Here is a 20,523-nt window from a genome sequence, read left to right on the forward strand (position 1 = left end):
ATAATACACATCTTGCTTTCATTAAACTCTGGCGCTTCATATAGGTGTGTACAAAAAGGAGGTTTTTCTATGTCAAAAGTACAAATTAAAGTAATGGATAACGGTTCTTTCCGTGTCACTGGAGACGTTGAATTAATTGATGCAGACGGCAATAAATTTGAAACAAAGCCGACATTTTCACTATGCCGATGTGGCCAGTCGCAAAAGATGCCCTTTTGCGACGGAAATCATAAAGGAAAATTCGACTCTTGTGTGCGCGCTGCAAAAGTTTTAGACGAGCAGTAGATTCATAGAAATACAGCTTTACTGAACGAAAGCATTAACGAAAACATTGATAACCTGTGATTAAAGCACAGGTTATTTTCTATTAAACGCATCCCCTGCCAATTTTTCTACGAGCCCCGGGGCAAGCTGATACACCTTCGAACCCATGTTCATCCACTTAGGCAAGTTGACTTCTCGTTTTGGTTTCCCAATAATATTGACCGTTTTTTCAGCTACGTATTGAGGTGTTAACATAAACTTTTCTACACTTTTTTCATAGTTTCCTGACTGATCCGCTATTGAAAAAAAGTTGGTTTGAATAGGACCTGGATTCACTGCGGTTACATAGATATCCGTTTTTGCTAATTCCATTCGCAGGCTGTTGGTAAACCCTAGCACGGCATGTTTAGAAGCTGAATAGCCACTGGATTTAGGCGTTGCCAGTTTGCCTGCTTGAGAAGCAATGTTAATAATATGTCCTTTGTTTTCTTTTAGCATATAAGCTAAAATTTCTTGTGTACATGCAATTAATCCAATAACATTGACTTGAAACATTGATGCAATTGTCGAAATGGATGCTTCTTTCACTTCTTCAAATACACCAAAGCCTGCATTATTAATCAGCACATCAACACGCTTAATTTCACTTATCATTTTCTGAACAACACTTCTGACTTCCTCTACGTTCGCTACGTCAGCTTTATATATGTAAGAGGTAATCCCATACTTTTGATTAATTTGCTCAGCTACTCGCTGCAGCTTTTCTTCTGTACGTGCAAGTAAAACGGGGAAGCCCCCTCTTTTGGCCACTTCATAAGCTAAATGTTCTCCAAGACCTCCTGAAGCGCCTGTAATCACGACATGTTGGTTCTTTAACGAGGATTTCAAATATAACACACCTTTTTTGTAAGTTAAGAGCACACAGAATAAATAAGCGTACTTTCCTTTTCATGTGTACTGATTTTATTTGCATCTTCTAAAAAATCGAGCTGACCAATTGTTTCAGAAAGAGTTAGCCCTAGTTCTTTTTCATAAATAGTAGGAAATAGCTGTTTGCAAATATCAAACGCTGTTTGAGGGCGTTCTTTTATCATGCTAAGCACTTTATCCGCTCGGTCGCTTTGCTTTTGTAACCTCTCTTGTACAAGTTCACGGACATGTAATACTTCATCTCCATGACCTGTATAGATACAGCTTATCTCTAAGTCAAGCAGACGTCTTAACGAATGATTATATTGAAGAAGCGTTTTAGGCCGCTCGCCGCTTGGTTTCATAGGAGGTTCAATAAGCGGATTAGATGAAATATGCTTTAACAGCAAATCTCCTCCAATCATAACCGCTGTTTTTTCATTGTATAATGCAATATGGCTTTGAGCATGACCGGGCACTTCAAGCACTTTCCAACTCTCTAGGCCCGGAATGTAATCTCCTTCCTGCACAGAAGTCGTAAGAGAACGGTGACATGAATACTTCATTGATGCTTTTAAACGTTTTAAATAGGGGCGAAATCTTTCATCTACGCCCGCTTTCATAAAGTGATCTTCAAAAAACGCATCGTACCACTCAAAAAAATCCGGATTCTGAGAGATCCAAGGCTGATTTTTCGCATGACCGACTATGGCGATATCTTTATCAAAAAAATCAAGCATTCCTACGTGATCAGGATGGTGATGAGTTAGGACAACTTGTTTAATATCATCTGGTTTTAATCCTATTTCATTAAGCTTTTCTTTAAATACAGACCACGCTGCCTCCGTTTTAATACCAGCATCGATTAGCGTAACGGTCTGACCTTTTATAACAAAAACATTCACATCTCCTACCGCAAAAGGAGTAGGCAGCACAATTTTATACAATTGCTCATTCATCTGTATTTTTGCTCCTTTACCATCGCATTTTCTTTTAAGTTTACACGATTTTTCCCCTTATTTATACAATTGCTTTCGTTTTCTGAAAATTACATTGACATCCCTCTCTTTTTCATTGCATAATGACAGAAATATAGTGAAGTTTTATTCATATCTTTAGATAACTATGCATTTTATAAAGAAGAGATACACAAACACAAACCTTTAACAGATACTGAAATTTCAGTATCTGTTTTCATTGGATAGCAAATGACTGGAGGAAATTTTAATGAAAACGGATTTAAACATCGCCTTTATTGGAGCTGGATCAATGGCTGAAGCCATGATCTCAGGGCTGCTGTCAGATAAAAAGCTTCGCCCCAATCAAATCACCGTAACAAATCATAGCAATGATAAAAGACTTCACGAACTTCGAAACGCCTATGGAATTAACATTACGCGTAATCATGCCTTGTTAATAGAAAAAAGCGATATCGTCGTGCTTGCTATTAAACCAAAAGACGTAGCCGAAAGCATCAATACGATTAAGTCCTATATTCGTCCCCATCACCTCGTTCTCTCTGTTTTAGCGGGTGTATCGACTGCCACAATTGTAAACTTGTTTGACCAAGAAGTAACGGTTGTAAGAGCTATGCCAAATACATCTGCTTCTATTGGATTATCGGCTACAGCCATTGCACCCGGGAAGTTTGCTACAGCGGAGCATATGAACGTTACTACTGCTTTATTTGAAACGATTGGTACGGTTACAACTGTAGATGAAGAGCAGCTTCACGCTGTAACAGGACTATCTGGAAGCGGCCCAGCGTATGTCTATTATCTAGTAGAAGCAATGGAAAAAGCAGCTGAAAAACAAGGCTTGGATACGTCAGTGTCAAATGAACTAATTCTTCAAACGCTTATCGGTGCTGCAGAAATGCTGAAACAGTCACCTAAAACACCGGCCGTACTTCGAAAAGAAGTTATGAGTCCTGGCGGTACAACAGAAGCAGGAATCGAACAGCTTATTTCTCATAACTTCCAAGAAGCGATGATGCAGTGTATTGAACAAGCTACCATTCGCTCTAAATATTTAGGAGATACGATTGACGAAAAAATCTCGAGTAAACGTTCGTAAAGGTTCACCTCTTTCTAAAAAAAGAAAGAGGTTTTTTTATGATTAAAAATGGATAAGCAGATTATGTGAAAGATATTTCAATGCGGTGATATAATAACTTTTGTTTAGAGTATCGAAATAATTGGAGGTTAAACCGAATGACAACAAAACTATTTTCACCTTATACAGTGAAAGACGTAACATTAAAAAACCGAATTGTAATGTCACCAATGTGCATGTATTCATGCGAAAAAGAAGACGGAGTAGTAACCGACTTTCATATGGTTCACTACACAACTCGCGCGGTTGGACAAGTAGGTCTCATTATGGTTGAAGCCTCAGCTGTCGTCCCACAAGGTCGTATTTCAGCTCAAGACTTAGGGATTTGGAATGATGAGCAAAGAGATGGATTAACAAAACTTGTGACACAGCTAAAAGAAAACGGTGCAAAAACGGCCATTCAACTTGCACACGCAGGACGTAAAGCAACTGTTGAAGGCGATATTTATGCTCCTTCTGCGATTGCTTTTGATGATAAAAGTAAAAAACCTGTGGAAATGACCACAGAACAAATTCATGAAACGATTTCTGCCTTTAAAGAAAGCGCTCGACGCTCAAAGGAAGCTGGATTTGATATTATCGAGCTTCACGCGGCACACGGTTATTTAGTACATCAATTCCTATCACCGCTAAGCAATAAACGCAGCGACGAATATGGCGGCAGCGCAGAAAACCGCTATCGTTTCTTAAAGGAAATTATTGACGCTGTGAAAACAGAGTGGGACGGTCCTTTATTTGTCCGTGTTTCTGCTTCTGACTATACAGAAGGCGGATTAACAGTCGATGATCACGTTGTATTTGCAAAATGGATGAAAGAACAAGGCGTCGACTTAATTGACGTTAGTTCCGGTGCTCTTGTACATGCTCCAATTAACGTATACCCTGGCTATCAAGTTCCGTTTGCAGATAAAATTAAGCAGCAGGCAAATATTGATACAGGCGCAGTTGGATTAATTACAACTGGACGACAAGCTGAAGAGGTTTTACAAAGCGAACGCGCTGATTTAATTTTTGTTGCGCGCGAACTTCTGCGCGATCCGTACTTCCCGCGCACGGCGGCAAAAGAATTAAATGAAACACTTTCAGCACCCGTTCAGTACGAACGCGGATGGTAAAAAAAGACGAGGATATCCTCGTCTTTTTTTATGAAATCGTAAACCTTTTTAAGTCTTCTGCTATATCGGTATTCGGAAAAATTTCTTTTGCTCCTTCTGCTAACTGGCTGACTGCGTCTCCTTGGTAACGCGAACTGATATGAGATAAAATAAGACGCTCGGCCGATGCTGTTTTAGCAGTTTCAGCGGCTTCTTTTGCAGTAGAATGAAAATAGTTGTAAGCAAGCTCCTCGTCTCCCGCTGCAAACGTAGCTTCATGGATTAACACATTCGCATGCATAGCAAGCTGAACACTTTGCGTGCACCTTCTTGTATCTCCTAAAACCGTGATGACCTTCCCTTTTTTAGGTTCTCCTACAAACTCTTGTCCATTGATTAGACGCCCATCTTTTAATACTACTTCTTTCCCTTCTTTTAACTGCTGATAATGAGGCCCTGGGGGAATATTCATTTCTCTTAAACGCTGAACGTCCAGTGACCCTGGCAAATCTTTTTCGACAACGCGATATCCATAAGATAAAATGCCATGTTCAAGTTTGCCAAACTCCACTGAAAAAGTTTCATCTTCAAAAATCGTTCCACTTTCACTTTCCTCTTCTATTTCAACAACCTCTAGAGGATATTGCAGATGAGTTTGACTTACAGCAAGCGTGACTTCAATAAATTCTTTAATTCCTTTTGGCCCGTATACAGTAAGCAGCGATTCTCCGCCTTGAAACGAACGGCTTCCAAGGAGTCCAGGTAAGCCATAAATATGATCACCGTGAAGGTGCGTAATAAAAATTTTCTCAATTCGTCTCGGTTTAACGGTTGTATGTAAAATTTGATGCTGCGTTGCTTCTCCGCAATCAAAAAGCCACACCGCCCCTCTTTCTTGCAAAAGTTCGAGCGCAAGAGATGAAACATTCCGCTGTTTTGCTGGTACTCCTGCACCCGTTCCTAAAAATAACAATTCCATTTTCTACTTCCTCCTTCACACGCACAAAAAGCCTGTAAGTATATTATACAGGCTTTTTGCAAACTTACCTATTTGATGCTGTCAAGCGCATACGTAATAGTAGCTAATAACAGCTCAATATCACTTTCCTCAATGTTGAGCGGCGGCGAGAGCGTGAGAACATTATTATAGCCGGCTACCGTTGCTCCATTTTTCCCAATAATGACTCCTTTGCTTTTACATTTAGCAATCACTTCATTTACAAGATTAACGTCTAGCGGTTCCTTCGTTTGCTTATCAGCTACAAGTTCAATTCCGATTAAAAGCCCTTTACCTCTTACATCTCCAACGTATGGGTGGCTATCAATAAGCGGCGTTAGCTCACTTAATACGTAAGCCCCGAGCTGTTTAGAACGATCAAACAGATTTTCTCTTTCCATAATTTCTAAATTCTTTAATGCCAGTGCACACGCAGCCGGGCTTCCTCCAAATGTATTAACGTGGCGAAAATACTCGTACTGATCGCTATCTTTGAACGCTTCATAGATTTCTTTTTTAACAGCAGTTGCCGAGAGCGGAAGATATGCGCTTGTAATTCCTTTTGCCATGGTAATGATATCTGGTTTTACATCATAGTTCATAAAACCAAAGGCTTCTCCTGTACGTCCAAAGCCGCAAATAACTTCATCTACAATTAGAAGTGCACCGTGTTTTTCACACGTTTCTTTTACGCCTTTCATATAATTTTGAGGCGGTAAAAGAATTCCTCCACCTGTAATAATTGGCTCCATAATAACAGCGGCAATCGTTTCGCTTAGCTCCCACGTCATGACATTGTCAATATCTTTTACAGATTGAAGCTCTTCTTTTGGCGCATGGTAGTCATCTTGCCCTCGGTATGAATCAGGCGGCGCAACGTGAATAAAGCCAGGAGCAAGCGGTTCATATTTATATTTACGCTGAGCTTGGCCCGTTGCTGCTAGTGCGCCCATTGAATTTCCGTGATACCCTCGGTAACGCGAAATAAATTTGTAGCGAGAATGCTCTCCTTTTTGCTGATGGTATTGACGCACAATTTTAAAAGCCGTTTCATTTGCTTCAGATCCGCTATTTGAAAAGAAGATAACATAATCATCACCTAGCATTTCATTTAGCTTCTCTGCTAGTTTGATAGCAGGTACGTGAGATTGAGTGAGCGGAAAATAAGCCAGTTCTTTTAGCTGCTCATAGGCTGCGAGCGCTAACTCATCCCGTCCATACCCGGTATTTACACACCAAAGCCCTGCCATTGCATCTAAATAGCGATTTCCTTGTTCATCTGTAATCCAAGCACCTTTTGCTTTTGTAGCTACCATCGTTGCATCCGGACTGTATGGTTTCATTCCATGCCATACATACTGCTCATCTTTTGCACGCAGATCTTTTTCATTTTGACTGACCTGTACCATCTTATCCACTCCCAAATCGCTAGCGCGGTATTTTTTTCTGTATGAAAAGACTTCGACAAAATGCCGAAGCCACTTGCTATATTCATCTATATGTTAAAAGTCAAAGCGTGATGTAACCATCTTTTTACGTGTAAAGAAGTTCAAACCGTCTTTGCCGTTTACATGCAAATCTCCGTAAAAAGAGTCTTTCCAGCCGGAGAATGGGAAGAAGGCCATCGTAGCAGGTACTCCTACGTTAATGCCGAGCATACCCGCATCTGCTTCTTCTCTAAATTGACGCACCGCTTTTGCATCTTTTGTATAAATCGTTGCTCCATTTCCAAAACGAGATTTTTCCATATAGCGAAGTGCTTCATCTAATGTGTCAGCGCGAAGCAAGCTTAGTACAGGTGCAAAAATCTCTTCTTTAGCAATGGTCATATCAGGAGTTACGCGGTCAAAAATGGTTGCTCCTAAGAAATTTCCTTCTGCATGTTCATCCATTTCTTTACGTCCGTCACGAATGAGTTCCGCCCCTTCTTTCATGCCAAGTTCAATATAATCCAGCACCTTATCACGGTGCTCTTTTCGAATCACGGGCGTTAGAAGCACTTCATCATCAAATCCGCTTCCCATAATTAATTCATCTGCTTTTTGCTTTAATTTTGCGACGAATTCATCTCCTTTTTCACCAACTACGACCACGGCGCTGCAAGCCATGCATCGCTGGCCGGCACTTCCATAAGCCGAGCTGATAATATGGGATACCGCTTTATCCATATCGCAGTCTGGCATCACAACATGATGATTTTTAGCTCCGGATAAAGCCTGAACTCGTTTCCCTTGAGCTGCAGCTTGTTCATAAACATACTTTGCTACCGGCTGCGATCCGACGAATGAAATCGCTTTAACTTTTTCGTGCTCTATTAATCCATTCACGACATCATGTGCCCCGTGTACAATATTTAATAATCCATCCGGTGCTCCTGCTTCTGTAAAAAGTTCAGCAAGTCGCGTTGCTAAAAGCGGCGTTCGCTCAGACGGTTTTAATACAAACGTATTTCCACATACAATGGCAAGCGGGAACATCCACAGCGGTACCATCATTGGAAAATTAAAAGGTGTGATGCCTCCGACAACACCAAGTGGGAAACGGAACATTTCAGAATCAATTTCTTCCGCTATGTTATTTAATGATTCTCCCATTAATAAAGTAGGAGCACCCGCAGCAAACTCCACGCATTCAATACCGCGCTGTACTTCACCGTAAGCTTCTTTAAAAGCCTTGCCGTTTTCTTGTACAACTAATTTCGCTAACTCTTCGTGATGCTTAACTAGTAAATGCTGAAACGCAAACATTAATCTTGCTCGTTTTGGAGCAGGAACGTTACGCCATGTTTCAAATGTTTTTTGCGCTGTTTCCACCGCATTGGCTACGTCTTCTTTTGTAGAAAGCGGTACTTTTGCAATTACTTCGCCCGTCGATGGATTAATTACCTCTCCAAATTTTTGCCCTGCCGTATCAACCCATTTTCCGCCCACGTAATTTTTTAAAACTTGCGTATCATTATTCACAACTGACATATCGCTTGGCCTCCTCAAAAAATAAGAAATGACAAATCTACCTTTATTATTGAATAAATAAATGGTGGTTGCATTAGACAAAATGTGAAACAACTCTAGATTCTCGTTTCACATTTTGCGCAGTGAACTCGGAGAAAGCATGAACTAAAATGAACATATAGTAAAATCATCCTCAACATAAAAAAACAGCTGTTTCCAGCTGCTTACTTATCCGTTTATAAATTCCGCACGCGACTTTTTCATCATAAACAAATATTCATATGCCATAATCATAAATTCAATCGCCAATCGTTTTTCCGGCTCCATAAAATCTTCACCCAGCAGCTTTTCTAGTTTTTCAATGCGGTGATACAGCGTTTGCCGCACAATGTATAAACGCTTAGCCGTCTCTTGTTTAGATCCGTTGCATGCTAAATAAATTTTTAATGTTTCCATGAGTTTTGCATTGTACGTTTCATCATATGTAATAACGGGCTGCAGATATTCAAACACCACTTCCTGTAAGTCTTCATGCTGATGTAAAAGCGAAATAATTCGGTACATATGCAAATCATCATAAAAATGAATAATGGTTTGTTTTTGCAGCATTTCTTGAATCGAAATTGTTTCTTTAGCCGTTTCATAGCTTTTATGCATACAGTCAAGCTGTTCACAGTATTGGCCAATTCCGATAAAGCTAATAGCGTTCCGCTTTGAGTTTTCATCCGATTCGTATTGATTCATCCAGCGGTGAAGGCTGCTTTCTAATCTCTCTCTCCACGTGCTAACCATTCGTTTGTTCAAAAGAATAAATAACACTTCGCGATTTCGCTCGGAGACTAATAAGTGAAAGCCTTCTTGTTCAAAGATGCTTCGTAAGATCAGCTTAAAATACGTTCGATCAAACTTTTCCCGTCTTTGCCACTTACAGCAAACAACGATACCCCCGCGAATAGGAGAATCTGAACACACCTCGTGCATAGAATCTTTTATTTGTTCAAGAGTTAGCTCTCCGTTCATCCATTTCGTCATCCATTCAGTTTCATCTACTCTTTTTTTCTCTTCGACATACAAGTCCTTCAAAAAATGCTGAGCAAGTGCAGTTGCCGTCCGGTCAACGGTGAGCACTTCAAGTTCTGTTAACGCTTCATTTATAGAGGCGACATACAGCTGAGCATAATCTTGTCCTAATAAATGAATAGGCTGCTCAGTAAAATGCGGACTCTCATTTTCCCTGCTTATATAATGAAGTAGAAGCTGCTGTTTGAGTAAGTCCATCTCCGGAGCAAAGGTAAATAATTCATTTGAAACTTTAAGGCCGACAAGAAGCCCTGTAGATTCATATAAACACTGTAAGATAACGGCCGGGTCATTAACTGTTAACAGCAGCTGATTTAGCCGATGAGAATACTGTTCTAAATCGGAAATCATTTGATAATGCTGATTAATTAAAAGTGAGTGAACATCTTGCGTAATTTCAACGAACGGAACTTCTTCGTGAAATAAAATAATCGGAAAATCACATTCGTTCGCTTTATCAATGACAATTTGCGGAATCTTAGAAGTATAAGTGCCAAGTTCAATACACAGTCCTGATGCCTTACAAGAAATTAATTGCTGAAGAAATGATAAACAAGATTGAGGATCTTCTCCCCAGCCTACCCCTGTTGATAAAATGAGCTCGTTTCCTTTTAGCAGCTCATTAATGCGCGTCACTTCCATCACGTGCACCCACTTCACAGAATTAGTAAGCCCTTTCTCTCCAGCTATTACTTCACAGTTTACAAAATGTTTCCTTGTTAAAATCTCTGTTACTGTTAAATATGATTTCAAGTCAACACCGCCCCTAGCGAATTTCACATCATGTCTCCTGGATCATTAACGCGTATTTCGCATATGTGTAGAACAAAAGCTATATCTTCTTACATTATATTAAATATTTAGAAGAAATAAAATATTTAATAAAAGAAACGAAAAAAGCTGTAACGATAATGGATCGTTACAGCTTCTGAGCCGTTTGCTGTAATTTATTAAAAAAACCGTGGCGCTTAACCGCTTGTTCTTTAATTCGGTGAATTTCTTTTTTATAAAAACGCAAATCTTGTAGTGACACTGCATTTAACATTTCCATTTTTAATTTATCAATAATTTTTGTTTCTTCTTGTGTCATACACTGCGTAGCTTGATCCATCCGTGTCACACCCTTTTTATATTTAATAGATTTATTGTGAAAACGTTCTACTATAATATTTACTACAATTTACTAGATAACTAAACCTTTTCTCTTTCGATGTAAACGAAATGTAACAACTGTAATACAGTCAATGGATAATATCTAGTTATTTTGTTTCACATCCAAAACGAAAAAAACACAAAAACGGATCACTTTTGTCAGCCAATATAGTAAAAAACTTATAGGTCTTAGTAAACAAAGAAAGGGATTGAGACATAACTAAATTACTTCCATCAACATCTAGGAGCTCCTGCATACGTGAAACCTACGTTCACCCTACCAATAAAAAAATCCGAACGATTCATCGTTCGGATCTTCCTTCAGCTAAAATAATTTTGTCTCAGCCTTCGTTTTTATACTTGTTGAATCAGTAAGGATGAAAAATACTTTCTAGCATCCGCCGTCAATATATGAAGCGTTTCTTGTTCGGTTTGATTCTTTTCGATGTGTTCAAACGTCACAAACGCCCCGCTTAGATTCTCTGTTACAGCCGTTATTTTAAATCCTTTTTGCAGCAAAAAATCAATCTTTTCCCGCTCTGCCATATATTCATGGTAACTTGACATTCCCCTGCCTCCAATCTATTTTGGCATCTGTTTTTATAACGTTAATTTTTCAGCTTCGTTAGCCGTGTTTAACTCATTAAACTTTGCTCTTTTTGTATACTGTCCATAGCCTTTTTGACCGACAAACTGCTTATCTTTTACGACAAATTCTCCTCGGCAAAGCACTGAAACCGGCTCACCTGTAACTTTCATTCCCTCAAATGCGCTATAATCAACTGCCATATGATGCGTTTTAGCTGAAATCGCACGTTCAACAGAAGGGTCAAATATAAGCAGATCCGCGTCTGCACCAACTGCTATCGTTCCTTTTTTCGGATACAGTCCGAACAGCTTCGCGATTTTTGTTGACGTTATATCCACAAACTGATTGATATTAATTCGGTTTTTCACTACTCCTTCTGAAAATAAAAGGCTCATGCGATCCTCGATAATAGGTCCTCCGTTTGGAATCTTTGTAAAATCTCCTTTTCCTAGATCTTTTTGACCGTTAAAATCAAACGAGCACTGATCTGATCCAATCGTTTGCAAGTCGCCATTACGCAGGGCATTCCACAAAACATCTTGGTTCCATTTTTCACGTAAAGGCGGCGACCATACGTATTTTGCTCCTTCAAAATCCGGTTTCTCTAAATAGGTTTGGTCAAGCGTCAAATACTGCGGACACGTTTCGCCCCAGATATTTACGCCTTTTTCCCTTGCTTCAGCAATCTTTTTAACTGCTTCAGCGCAAGATACGTGAACAACATAGAGCTGTGAGTCAGCAAGCTCGGTTAGCACTGCGGCTCTTCCCGTAGCTTCTCCTTCTATTTCCGGAGGACGAGTGAGGGCATGATAGATAGGATCAGTTTGTCCTTGCTCCAGCGCTTTTGCCGTTAAATACTCAATAACATCTCCATTTTCAGCATGTACCATCACAAGCGCCCCTAGTTTTTTAGCTTGCACTAGCGTTTGGTAAAGGGTAGCATCGTCTGCTTGAAAAACATTTTTATAGGCCATGAACACTTTAAAAGAAGTAATTCCTTCTTTTTCAATAATCGTAGGAAGCTCATTTAATACATCTTCCGTGATTTCTCCAATCATTAGATGAAAGCTGTAATCGATAGCCGCTTTTCCTTTTGATTTTTCATGCCATGTGCCGATCGCTTTTTGGAGCGGTTCGCCTTTATTGGTTAAGCAAAAATCAATAACAGTTGTCGTACCTCCAAAAGCTGCTGCTCTTGTACCTGTTTCAAAGTCGTCTTTTGTAACGGTCCCTCCAAACGGCATATCCAAATGAGTATGGGGATCGATGCCTCCTGGGAATACATAGTTGCCTTTTGCATCAATCACTTCGCATCCCTGTTCTTCAAAAGCTGAGCCAATTGCCGAAATCACTCCATTTTCAATTAAAATATCGGCTTTATACGTATCTGTTGCTGTGACTATGACACCATTTTTAACGATTTTCTTCATTTCTTCATCCCCTTTGTATTTATACGTCCAATCGCTGTGCAGCCGTCGCTTGTAAAGCAGCTTGGCGTTCATTCCACGTCATTGGCGGTTGTTCATTTGGTAATTCAACCATAGATATAGCTCCGTCCACAGGACATACAATCGAACATAAATTACAGCCTACACAATCTTCTTCTCGTACTTTTAAATAAGGTTTCCCTGAAGGATCTTTCAACATATCAATACATTGGTGAGAAGTATCTTCACAAGAAATATGACACTTATTGCAGTTAATACACGTATCAGGGTCGATGCGAGCCACTACTTTATAATTGAGATCTAAGTTGCCCCAGTCGGAATATTTTGAAACGGCTTTCCCTACAATATCGCTTACTTTTTCGATTCCTCTTTCATCCAAGTAATAGTTGAGACCTTGAATCATATCCTCTACAATGCGGAATCCGTGATGCATAGCAGCTGTACATACTTGCACACCTGTAGCACCCATGAGCATAAATTCCACTGCTTCTTGCCAGTTCGAAACGCCTCCCATACCAGATATTGGAACGTTAATAAACGGACTTCTTGCACATTCAGCAACCATGTTTAATGCAATCGGCTTAACAGCCGGGCCGCAATAGCCTCCGTGAGCGCCTTTTCCCGCTACGTGTGGAATTGTATTCCATGAATGAATGTCTACTCCTGCTAAACTATTAATGGTGTTAATCATACTAACAGCGTCGGCACCACCTCGAACCGCTGCTTCTGCTGTAACGGTAATATCTGTGATATTTGGGGTTAGCTTAACAATGACCGGCGTTTGGGCTACTTCTTTAGCCCAATACGTTTGTTTTTCAACTAAATCAGGGACTTGCCCAGAGGCAGCACCCATCCCTCGTTCCGCCATTCCATGCGGACAGCCAAAGTTCAGCTCTAATCCATCTACTCCTACATCTTCTACTTTTTTGACAATCTCATGCCATTTTTCTTGCTGAGGCTCTACCATAAGAGAGGCAATAATTGCGTGGTTAGGAAACTTCTTTTTCGTTTCATAGATTTCCTTCAAATTAACTTCAAGCGGACGATCGGTGATTAGCTCAATATTGTTAAAGCCGGCTACGCGCTGACCGTTGAAGCCAACGGCAGCAAATCGAGAGGAAACATTTAAAATCGGATCACCAAGCGTTTTCCAAACTGCGCCTCCCCATCCTGCTTCAAATGCACGCTGCACTTGATAACCTGAATTGGTTGGCGGTGCGGATGCCAGCCAAAACGGATTTGGTGATTGAATACCTGCTAAATTTGTTGTTAAATCTGCCATAGATTTCTCCTCCTCCTGATTTTAAGCTGTTTCCATTGTTTCTTTTGTTAACTGCATATGAATATTTAACGCCGTTTGTTTTCCTTGCTGAGCAGCGGTCACAACCATTGCTTCTCCTTGTCCTTTACCAAAAATAACGTCTCCACAAGCAAATACTTTTGGATTTGATGTTTGGAACGTCTCTTGATTGATTAAGACAACTCCGTCTTCATGGTTCAGCTGGAATTGTTGAATCAAAGACAGGTAACGTTCTTGACCAATTGCTTTAACAACAGCATCGACTGGAATCGTAAACGTTGAACCTTCAACAGGAACAGGCTTCCTGCGGCCGTCTGCATCTGGATCTGTTAGGGTCATTTTTACACATTCAATCCTGCTCACCTTACCATTTTCATCTCCAATAATTCGTATAGGAGCCGTTAACCAGCGGAATTCAACACCATCTTGTTTCGCAAATTCAAATTCAAAATCATAAGCCGTCATTTCTTCTCGTGTACGACGGTATAAAATTTGAACATTTTCAGCCCCCAAGCGCACGGAACACGTAGCACCATCAATCGCAGTATTTCCCGCTCCAATGACGGCTACACGCTTACCAACAAATTCTGTTGATAGCGCTTTTGACTTCGTTTTTTTCACAAAATCAATCGCATCATACACACCGTCTAGCTCTTCACCTTCAACATGTAGAGAAGGCACCTTACTCATACCAATAGCTAATACAACCGCGTCATATGACTGCAGTAATTCGCTTGGAAGAATATCTTCTCCAATTCTTACATTTGTTTTAATTTTTACATCTAAGCTTTTTACTTGTTCAACTTCCCAGAATGAAATCGCTTGAGGAAGACGGAACGACACGATTCCATATGTATTTAACCCTCCTGCTTGTTTTTCCGCTTCAAAAATGGTTACGTCGTACCCGAATCGGGCCAGTTCTCTTGCTGCAGAGAGACCAGCCGGACCTCCCCCAACAATCGCTACCTTTTTGCCGTTGGCTTTTCCTTTCTCAAACAGCACCTGTTCATTTTGAATAGCCCAATCCGTTGCGTAGCGCTGCAAATCTCCAATCATAATTGGTTTGGTTGAATGGTTTAGCACACACGCTCCTTCACATAGTTCATCGGTTGGACAGACTCTCGAACAGCTTGCTCCTACTGGATTCGAAGACATAATCGTTTCGGCAGAGCCCTTTAAATTGCCCGATGCAATTTTTTTAATAAACGTCGGGATGTCAATTCCTGTAGGGCATGCCTGAATACAGGGTGCATCATAACAGTACAAACATCGATTAGATTCTTCGACTGCTTCTCTATTGGACAACCCTTTTTCTACTTCATTAAAGTTTTGAATGATGGACTGCAAACTTTCCGGTGATCGCATTGCATCAACCTCCCAAGAATATCTGTTGATAAAACTTAAATTGAAAGCGCTTACATATTTTTTTATATACGTTATTTTCAACTTCTACTTTGTAAAATGTATTACTAACTTTATTGTACAAAACGACCGTCTTTTCTTCATTATACATTATGTTAAAAAATTCAGACTATTTACTATTCACTATGTAAAAAGCCTTGCTTTTATATAAAAGCAAGGCTTCAACTATTATTTTGCTACTTCTTTAATAATCGACACTACTAGTTCAGATGTCTTCACCAGTTCTTCTACCGGAATTTTTTCATTGGTTGTATGAATGTCTTCATAACCAACTGCTAAATTTACTGTTGGGATATCAAAGCCTGCGATTACATTTGCATCGCTTCCGCCTCCGCTTTGAAGCAGGCGTGAAGGACGATCGATATTAGCCACGGCTTTTTTAGCAACTTCGACAACATGATCTCCATCGCCAAATTTAAAGCCTGGATACATCACTTTAATATCAACTTCTGCACGTCCGCCCATTTCTTGTGCAGCTGTTTCAAACGCTTCTTTCATTTTCGCTACTTGTGCTTCCATTTTTTCTGGAATTAATGAACGAGCTTCTGCTAAAATATCGACGCGGTCACACACGATATTCGTTTGCGTTCCACCTTCAAAACGTCCAATATTCGCTGTAGTCTCTTCATCAATACGTCCAAGCGGCATTTTAGAAATGGCTCTTGAAGCAATCGTAATAGCAGAAACGCCTCGTTCAGGAGCTACACCCGCATGAGCTGTTTTTCCATAAATTGTTGCATTTACTTTTGCTTGCGTCGGCGCAGCAACAATAATGTCTCCCACTTTGCCATCGCTATCTAAAGCATAGCCGAATTTTGCCGTTACGAGACTAGAATCAAGAGCTTTAGCACCCACTAAGCCAGATTCTTCTCCTACTGTAATAATAAATTCAATTTTGCCGTGCGCGATGTTTTCTTCTTTTAATACGGTGATTGCTTCTAGCATTGCTGCTAAGCCTGCTTTATCATCCGCTCCAAGAATTGTCGTGCCGTCACTTTTAATATAGCCATCTTCAATAGATGGTTTAATACCATTTCCAGGTACGACTGTATCCATATGAGAAGTAAAGTAGATTGTGTCTACGCCTTCTTTTGTAGCTGGCAGTGTGCAGATTAAGTTGTTGGCTCCGTGGCCTGTTTTTTCTTTGGCATCATCTTCTACTACTTCGACGCCTAATGCGGTAAATTTTTCTTTTAGTACAACAGCGATTTTTTCTTCATGCTTTGTTTCTGAGTCTACTTGTACTAATTCAATAAATAAATCAACGATTCGTTGTTCATTAATCATAATATGTAATCCCTCCAAAAATAACCTACAATGGTATGTTACCATGTTTCTTTGCTGGACGCTCTTCCTTTTTATTGTGCAACATTTCAAGCGCTTGTATTAATTTTATTCGTGTTTCCCGAGGATCAATCACATCATCGACCATTCCAGCGCTTGCCGCTACGTAAGGATTAGCAAATTTCTCGCGATACTGCTCAATTTTTTCGTGTCTTGTTTCATCTGGGTTTTCGCTACCTCGAATGTCGTTTGCAAAGATAATATTTGCAGCACCTTGAGGACCCATAACAGCAATTTCTGCATTCGGCCACGAATACACAAGGTCGGCTCCAATCGATTTACTATTTAAAGCTACATACGCACCTCCGTACGCCTTTCGCAAGATCACCGTGATTTTCGGAACGGTAGCTTCGGAGTATGCATATAAAATTTTAGCACCATGTCGTATAATTCCGCCATGTTCCTGCTTGATACCTGGGAAAAAACCTGTAACATCTTCAAATGTAATAAGTGGGATATTAAATGAATCGCAAAACCGAATAAACCTTGCTGCTTTATCTGAGGAGTTAATATCTAAACTGCCTGCCATTACTTTAGGCTGGTTACACACAAGTCCGACAACTTTTCCATCTATGCGGGCAAAACCAATGACAATATTTCTGGCAAAGTCTTTTTGCACTTCAAAAAAGGAGTGCTCGTCCACTACTTGGTGAATGACTTGACGCACATCGTAAGGACGCACGGCATCAAACGGGACAACGTCTAATAAATCCGGACGGTAATGATCACTCTGTGCCTCTGAAGCTAAAGGAGGCTGCTCTTGACTAGACTGCGGAAGATAGCTTAAGAGCGTTCGTACTTGTTCTAGTACCTCTTGTTCTGTTGAACCTCTGAAATGGGCGTTACCGCTAATTTCGTTATGAACAGCTGCTCCTCCAAGATTTTCAGAGGAAATGCTTTCCCCCGTTACGGTTTCAATTACTTTTGGTCCGGTAATGAACATTTGACTTGTTTCTTCTACCATAAAAACAAAGTCCGTAATCGCCGGTGAGTACACGGCTCCGCCTGCACAAGGACCCATAATAACAGATATTTGAGGCATAACACCTGAATAAATGGCGTTTCGATAAAAAATATGACCGTATCCATCAAGAGACATGACGCCCTCTTGAATACGAGCCCCGCCTGAGTCATTTAAACCAATAAACGGCACGCCTGTTTTAGCCGCTAAATCCATTACGTGCGCAATTTTTTTAGCATGCATCTCACCTAACGCGCCTCCAAATACCGTAAAATCTTGCGAAAACAAATAGACTGAGCGACCGTTTATCTTGCCGTAGCCTGTTACTACCCCGTCTCCTGGTCCTACTTGATTATTCATACTGAAGTCAGCACACCGATGCTCAATAAACGGATTTAACTCGACAAATGTATGTTCATCCAAAAGAATTTCGATTCGTTCACGTGCCGTTAGCTTCCCTTTATGGTGCTGTTTTTCAATTTTTTCGTCTCCACCGCCTAACTCGATTTTCCGGCGCTTATCGTACAATTCATTTAATTTATCATAAATGTCAACCATGCTTCTTCTCCTCCTCTAGTGTTTTTTCACAGAGCTCATAAAGAACACCGTTTGCTGACTTAGGATGCAAAAAAGCAATGGATGCTTCCCCTGCGCCTTTTCGCGGAACATCGTCAATCATTTGTACACCTTTTTCTTTTAACTCGTTAATCCGTTCTTCAATCGTACGTACACCTAAAGCAACATGGTGAAGACCTTCACCTCTCTTTTTGATGAACGCACCGACTGCACTGTCTTCAAAGAGCGGCTCTAATAATTCAATTTTTACGTTGCCGCACTGAATAAAAGCCACTTTTACTCCTTGTTCTTCTACTTTTTCTACTTTTAATAGAGACAGTCCTAATACCTTTTCGTAAAAAGGGAGGCTGCCTTCAATTGATTTTACAGCTACTCCTATGTGATCAATTCCTTTTATCACTTTCTCACCTCTTTAAAAAAGCGTTTTCATTTACACATATTCTTGAAAACAAAAGAAATCTCCTGCTCGCGTATGTACAGAAAGTTGCTTGTCTAAGCAGCGGAAGACATGTAAAATAAGAAAAAAACGTGTAGGAGGACTTTGGTTGTATGTCTAATAAGAAAATCCAAAAAACCATTGTGTTTTTAATGCTTCTTGTCATGTTAATATCTACGCTTCTAGCGGGACTTGCGATGTGGTTTTAATCGAGACTGATGACTAAAAACATAGATGCACTGCTGTTTCTTTGTGCAATGCAAACATATAAAAAAGACTGGTGACTAGTCACCAGTCTTTTGCTGTATATTCACAATGCCTTTTTGAGCGGCTAACTCTTCAAAAGATTGATCTGTAGATACAATCCATACTTTTGTACCTAACGGGACTTGATCGTATAAATGGCTTACTTCACGATTTTCTACGCGAATACAGCCATTCGATACATATTTACCGATGGAATCCGGCTGATTTGTACCGTGAATGCCATAAATACGTCCGTCAGTCTCTCTTGCATCAAACCCAATCCACCTTACACCTAGAGGATTTTGAGGAGCGCCTCCTTCAATGTTACTTCTCCGATAATAAGGATTAACAGCTTTTACTGTTACCGTGAACTCCCCTTCGGGCGTCAGATTAACTGTTTTCCCCGTTGCTACTTTAATAATTTGTTTAATTTCTTTATTTTGAATGTAAGCAAGCTCATTGCTTTGTTTATTAATAATAATATAAGGATCATTTGGCAACGGATTTTCTCCTAATGGCCAAACCGGAGATAGTAGTAAAAGGATAAAAGCAAACACATGCACGTAATCCACCACCTTACGTTAGTCCTAAGTAAAAGACAAGAGAGACATCTCTTGTCTTATTTAGTGTTCGTAAGCAAGATACACAACATGCATGCTGTTTAACTTATTTTTAAGGTTTGTTTAATAACCAAATATTGTTCAATTTCTTTGACTACGTGCAGTAAATCGGCACGCGCTTCAAACTCTTCCCGCGTTTTGGGAAGCGGCATCTCTGCAAACGCTTCTCGTAAATGCTGAAGTTTGGCTAAAAATAATTTTGCTGTATTACCGGGGTGGATGGATAGACTTAATTCTTCAATGAAATCGGCAATCATGTAGCGCTGTTCTACCACCAAATCAATAGCGGTAATGAGAGGAAGCGTACGCTCAATAATTTCAAGCTGTTTTTCACGAATTTTAAAATAGCGGTAATAATAATTTTCCCCACGTACAAAATGATTTTCTACATCACGAAACGCAAGGCTTTTTGCTTTTTCTAAAATTTTTACCGTATCTGCAATTTCCTTACCGTCCCAGCTGCTGTCATTGGTTCTGAGATACAGGGCAATTTCCTTTAACATCGATCGGAAATTTTCTTCAATTTCTTGCTGATACGTGCGAAGCTCTTGATCTAAACTTGGCATATATAAATTCACAAGCAGGGCAACCCCTATCCCAATTACAATTAAGCCAAGTTCATTAAAGACGATTCCCCACGTCATATTGCCTTTGGAGTAAATATGAAGCAAAATAACGGAGCTTGTAACAATGCCTGCATTAACTTTGAATATAACCGTAACCGGAATAAACAAAAGCAGCATCAGTCCTATAACAAGTGGATGATAAGCAATCCCTTCAAAGAATATAAACGAAAACAGAATGGATAAAGAACAAGCAATAAAACGATCGCTTGCGCTTCGCAGCGATTTTTTCTTTGAATTTTGAATGCACAAAATGGTGATAATTCCAGCTGATACAAAAAACTCGAGGTGAAAGAACTGAGCTATAATAATAGCCAGTGATGTACCGACGGCTGTTTTAATTGTCCGGTACCCAATTTTAAATTTCATTTTCTAGACTCCTACATGTTGGTTTCT

20 protein-coding genes are annotated in these 20,523 nt (G+C 40.0%); 4 read left to right on the top strand and 16 right to left on the bottom strand.

From position 1 onward, the window contains the following. The first annotated feature begins 69 nt into the window (after nt 1–69). Entirely contained in the window at nt 70–285 is a 216-nt protein-coding gene (locus tag MKX72_RS22275) for a CDGSH iron-sulfur domain-containing protein (RefSeq protein WP_028410691.1), read from the top strand. A gap of 72 nt (nt 286–357) precedes the next feature. On the opposite strand, the gene MKX72_RS22280 is transcribed toward MKX72_RS22275, so the two are convergent. Next, complete coding sequence (locus tag MKX72_RS22280) at nt 358–1,152, bottom strand: SDR family NAD(P)-dependent oxidoreductase (protein WP_155007652.1); 795 nt, start codon at nt 1,150–1,152, stop codon at nt 358–360. A 23-nt stretch (nt 1,153–1,175) separates the two neighbouring features. Continuing rightward, entirely contained in the window at nt 1,176–2,132 is a 957-nt protein-coding gene (locus tag MKX72_RS22285; RefSeq protein ID WP_028411561.1) for an MBL fold metallo-hydrolase, read from the bottom strand. A gap of 268 nt (nt 2,133–2,400) precedes the next feature. On the opposite strand from MKX72_RS22285, the gene proI reads away from it, so the two are divergent. Continuing rightward, entirely contained in the window at nt 2,401–3,249 is an 849-nt protein-coding gene (gene proI, locus MKX72_RS22290; protein WP_155007651.1) for a pyrroline-5-carboxylate reductase ProI, read from the top strand. A 137-nt stretch (nt 3,250–3,386) separates the two neighbouring features. Then, on the top strand, nt 3,387–4,403 hold the full coding sequence (gene namA, locus MKX72_RS22295; RefSeq protein ID WP_028411563.1) for an NADPH dehydrogenase NamA: 1,017 nt from the start codon (nt 3,387–3,389) through the stop codon (nt 4,401–4,403). Between the two features lie 28 nt (nt 4,404–4,431). Here namA and rnz read toward each other — a convergent pair whose 3' ends face one another. The 12 genes from rnz to mce form a co-directional block, all read right to left on the bottom strand. Then, nucleotides 4,432–5,361 carry a ribonuclease Z gene (rnz, locus tag MKX72_RS22300; protein WP_155007650.1) on the bottom strand — a complete coding sequence of 310 codons (930 nt, stop codon included), beginning with the start codon at nt 5,359–5,361 and terminating at the stop codon, nt 4,432–4,434. 68 nt (nt 5,362–5,429) lie between these two features. Continuing rightward, a complete protein-coding gene (locus MKX72_RS22305) occupies nt 5,430–6,788 on the bottom strand; it encodes an aspartate aminotransferase family protein (RefSeq protein ID WP_028411565.1) in 1,359 nt (452 codons plus the stop codon). A gap of 93 nt (nt 6,789–6,881) precedes the next feature. Then, nucleotides 6,882–8,351, bottom strand: a complete 1,470-nt coding sequence (locus tag MKX72_RS22310) for a CoA-acylating methylmalonate-semialdehyde dehydrogenase (protein WP_028411566.1) — start codon at nt 8,349–8,351, stop codon at nt 6,882–6,884. A 207-nt stretch (nt 8,352–8,558) separates the two neighbouring features. Continuing rightward, nucleotides 8,559–10,190, bottom strand: a complete 1,632-nt coding sequence (locus MKX72_RS22315; RefSeq protein ID WP_033579724.1) for a PucR family transcriptional regulator — start codon at nt 10,188–10,190, stop codon at nt 8,559–8,561. Nucleotides 10,191–10,329: 139 nt separating this feature from the next. Beyond that, on the bottom strand, nt 10,330–10,521 hold the full coding sequence (locus MKX72_RS22320) for a hypothetical protein (protein ID WP_013059103.1): 192 nt from the start codon (nt 10,519–10,521) through the stop codon (nt 10,330–10,332). A gap of 395 nt (nt 10,522–10,916) precedes the next feature. Next, a complete protein-coding gene (locus MKX72_RS22325) occupies nt 10,917–11,129 on the bottom strand; it encodes a hypothetical protein (protein WP_049166188.1) in 213 nt (70 codons plus the stop codon). Nucleotides 11,130–11,162: 33 nt separating this feature from the next. After that, nucleotides 11,163–12,581, bottom strand: a complete 1,419-nt coding sequence (gene hydA / locus MKX72_RS22330; protein ID WP_033579723.1) for a dihydropyrimidinase — start codon at nt 12,579–12,581, stop codon at nt 11,163–11,165. 19 nt (nt 12,582–12,600) lie between these two features. After that, entirely contained in the window at nt 12,601–13,881 is a 1,281-nt protein-coding gene (preA, locus tag MKX72_RS22335) for an NAD-dependent dihydropyrimidine dehydrogenase subunit PreA (protein ID WP_028411570.1), read from the bottom strand. Between the two features lie 21 nt (nt 13,882–13,902). Further along, on the bottom strand, nt 13,903–15,264 hold the full coding sequence (locus MKX72_RS22340; RefSeq protein ID WP_155007649.1) for an NAD(P)-dependent oxidoreductase: 1,362 nt from the start codon (nt 15,262–15,264) through the stop codon (nt 13,903–13,905). Nucleotides 15,265–15,489: 225 nt separating this feature from the next. Beyond that, on the bottom strand, nt 15,490–16,608 hold the full coding sequence (locus MKX72_RS22345) for a tripeptidase T (RefSeq protein WP_013084962.1): 1,119 nt from the start codon (nt 16,606–16,608) through the stop codon (nt 15,490–15,492). Between the two features lie 25 nt (nt 16,609–16,633). Further along, complete coding sequence (locus MKX72_RS22350) at nt 16,634–18,184, bottom strand: acyl-CoA carboxylase subunit beta (protein WP_033579719.1); 1,551 nt, start codon at nt 18,182–18,184, stop codon at nt 16,634–16,636. Beyond that, nucleotides 18,177–18,602, bottom strand: coding sequence for a methylmalonyl-CoA epimerase (mce, locus tag MKX72_RS22355; protein ID WP_080754463.1), 426 nt, complete (start codon nt 18,600–18,602; stop codon nt 18,177–18,179). The genes MKX72_RS22350 and mce overlap by 8 nt, the downstream gene beginning before the upstream one ends. A gap of 149 nt (nt 18,603–18,751) precedes the next feature. On the opposite strand from mce, the gene prli42 reads away from it, so the two are divergent. Then, nucleotides 18,752–18,847 (top strand): stressosome-associated protein Prli42, encoded by a 96-nt coding sequence (prli42, locus tag MKX72_RS22360; protein ID WP_149917156.1) that lies wholly within the window; start codon nt 18,752–18,754, stop codon nt 18,845–18,847. 75 nt (nt 18,848–18,922) lie between these two features. Here prli42 and MKX72_RS22365 read toward each other — a convergent pair whose 3' ends face one another. Beyond that, a complete protein-coding gene (locus tag MKX72_RS22365; protein WP_014458269.1) occupies nt 18,923–19,447 on the bottom strand; it encodes a L,D-transpeptidase in 525 nt (174 codons plus the stop codon). Nucleotides 19,448–19,545: 98 nt separating this feature from the next. Then, nucleotides 19,546–20,496, bottom strand: coding sequence for an aromatic acid exporter family protein (locus MKX72_RS22370; RefSeq protein ID WP_013059112.1), 951 nt, complete (start codon nt 20,494–20,496; stop codon nt 19,546–19,548). Nucleotides 20,497–20,523: the final 27 nt, after the last annotated feature.

It is taken from the genome of Priestia sp. FSL R5-0597, assembly GCF_038006305.1.
GTDB classification, from domain to species: domain Bacteria; phylum Bacillota; class Bacilli; order Bacillales; family Bacillaceae_H; genus Priestia; species Priestia zanthoxyli.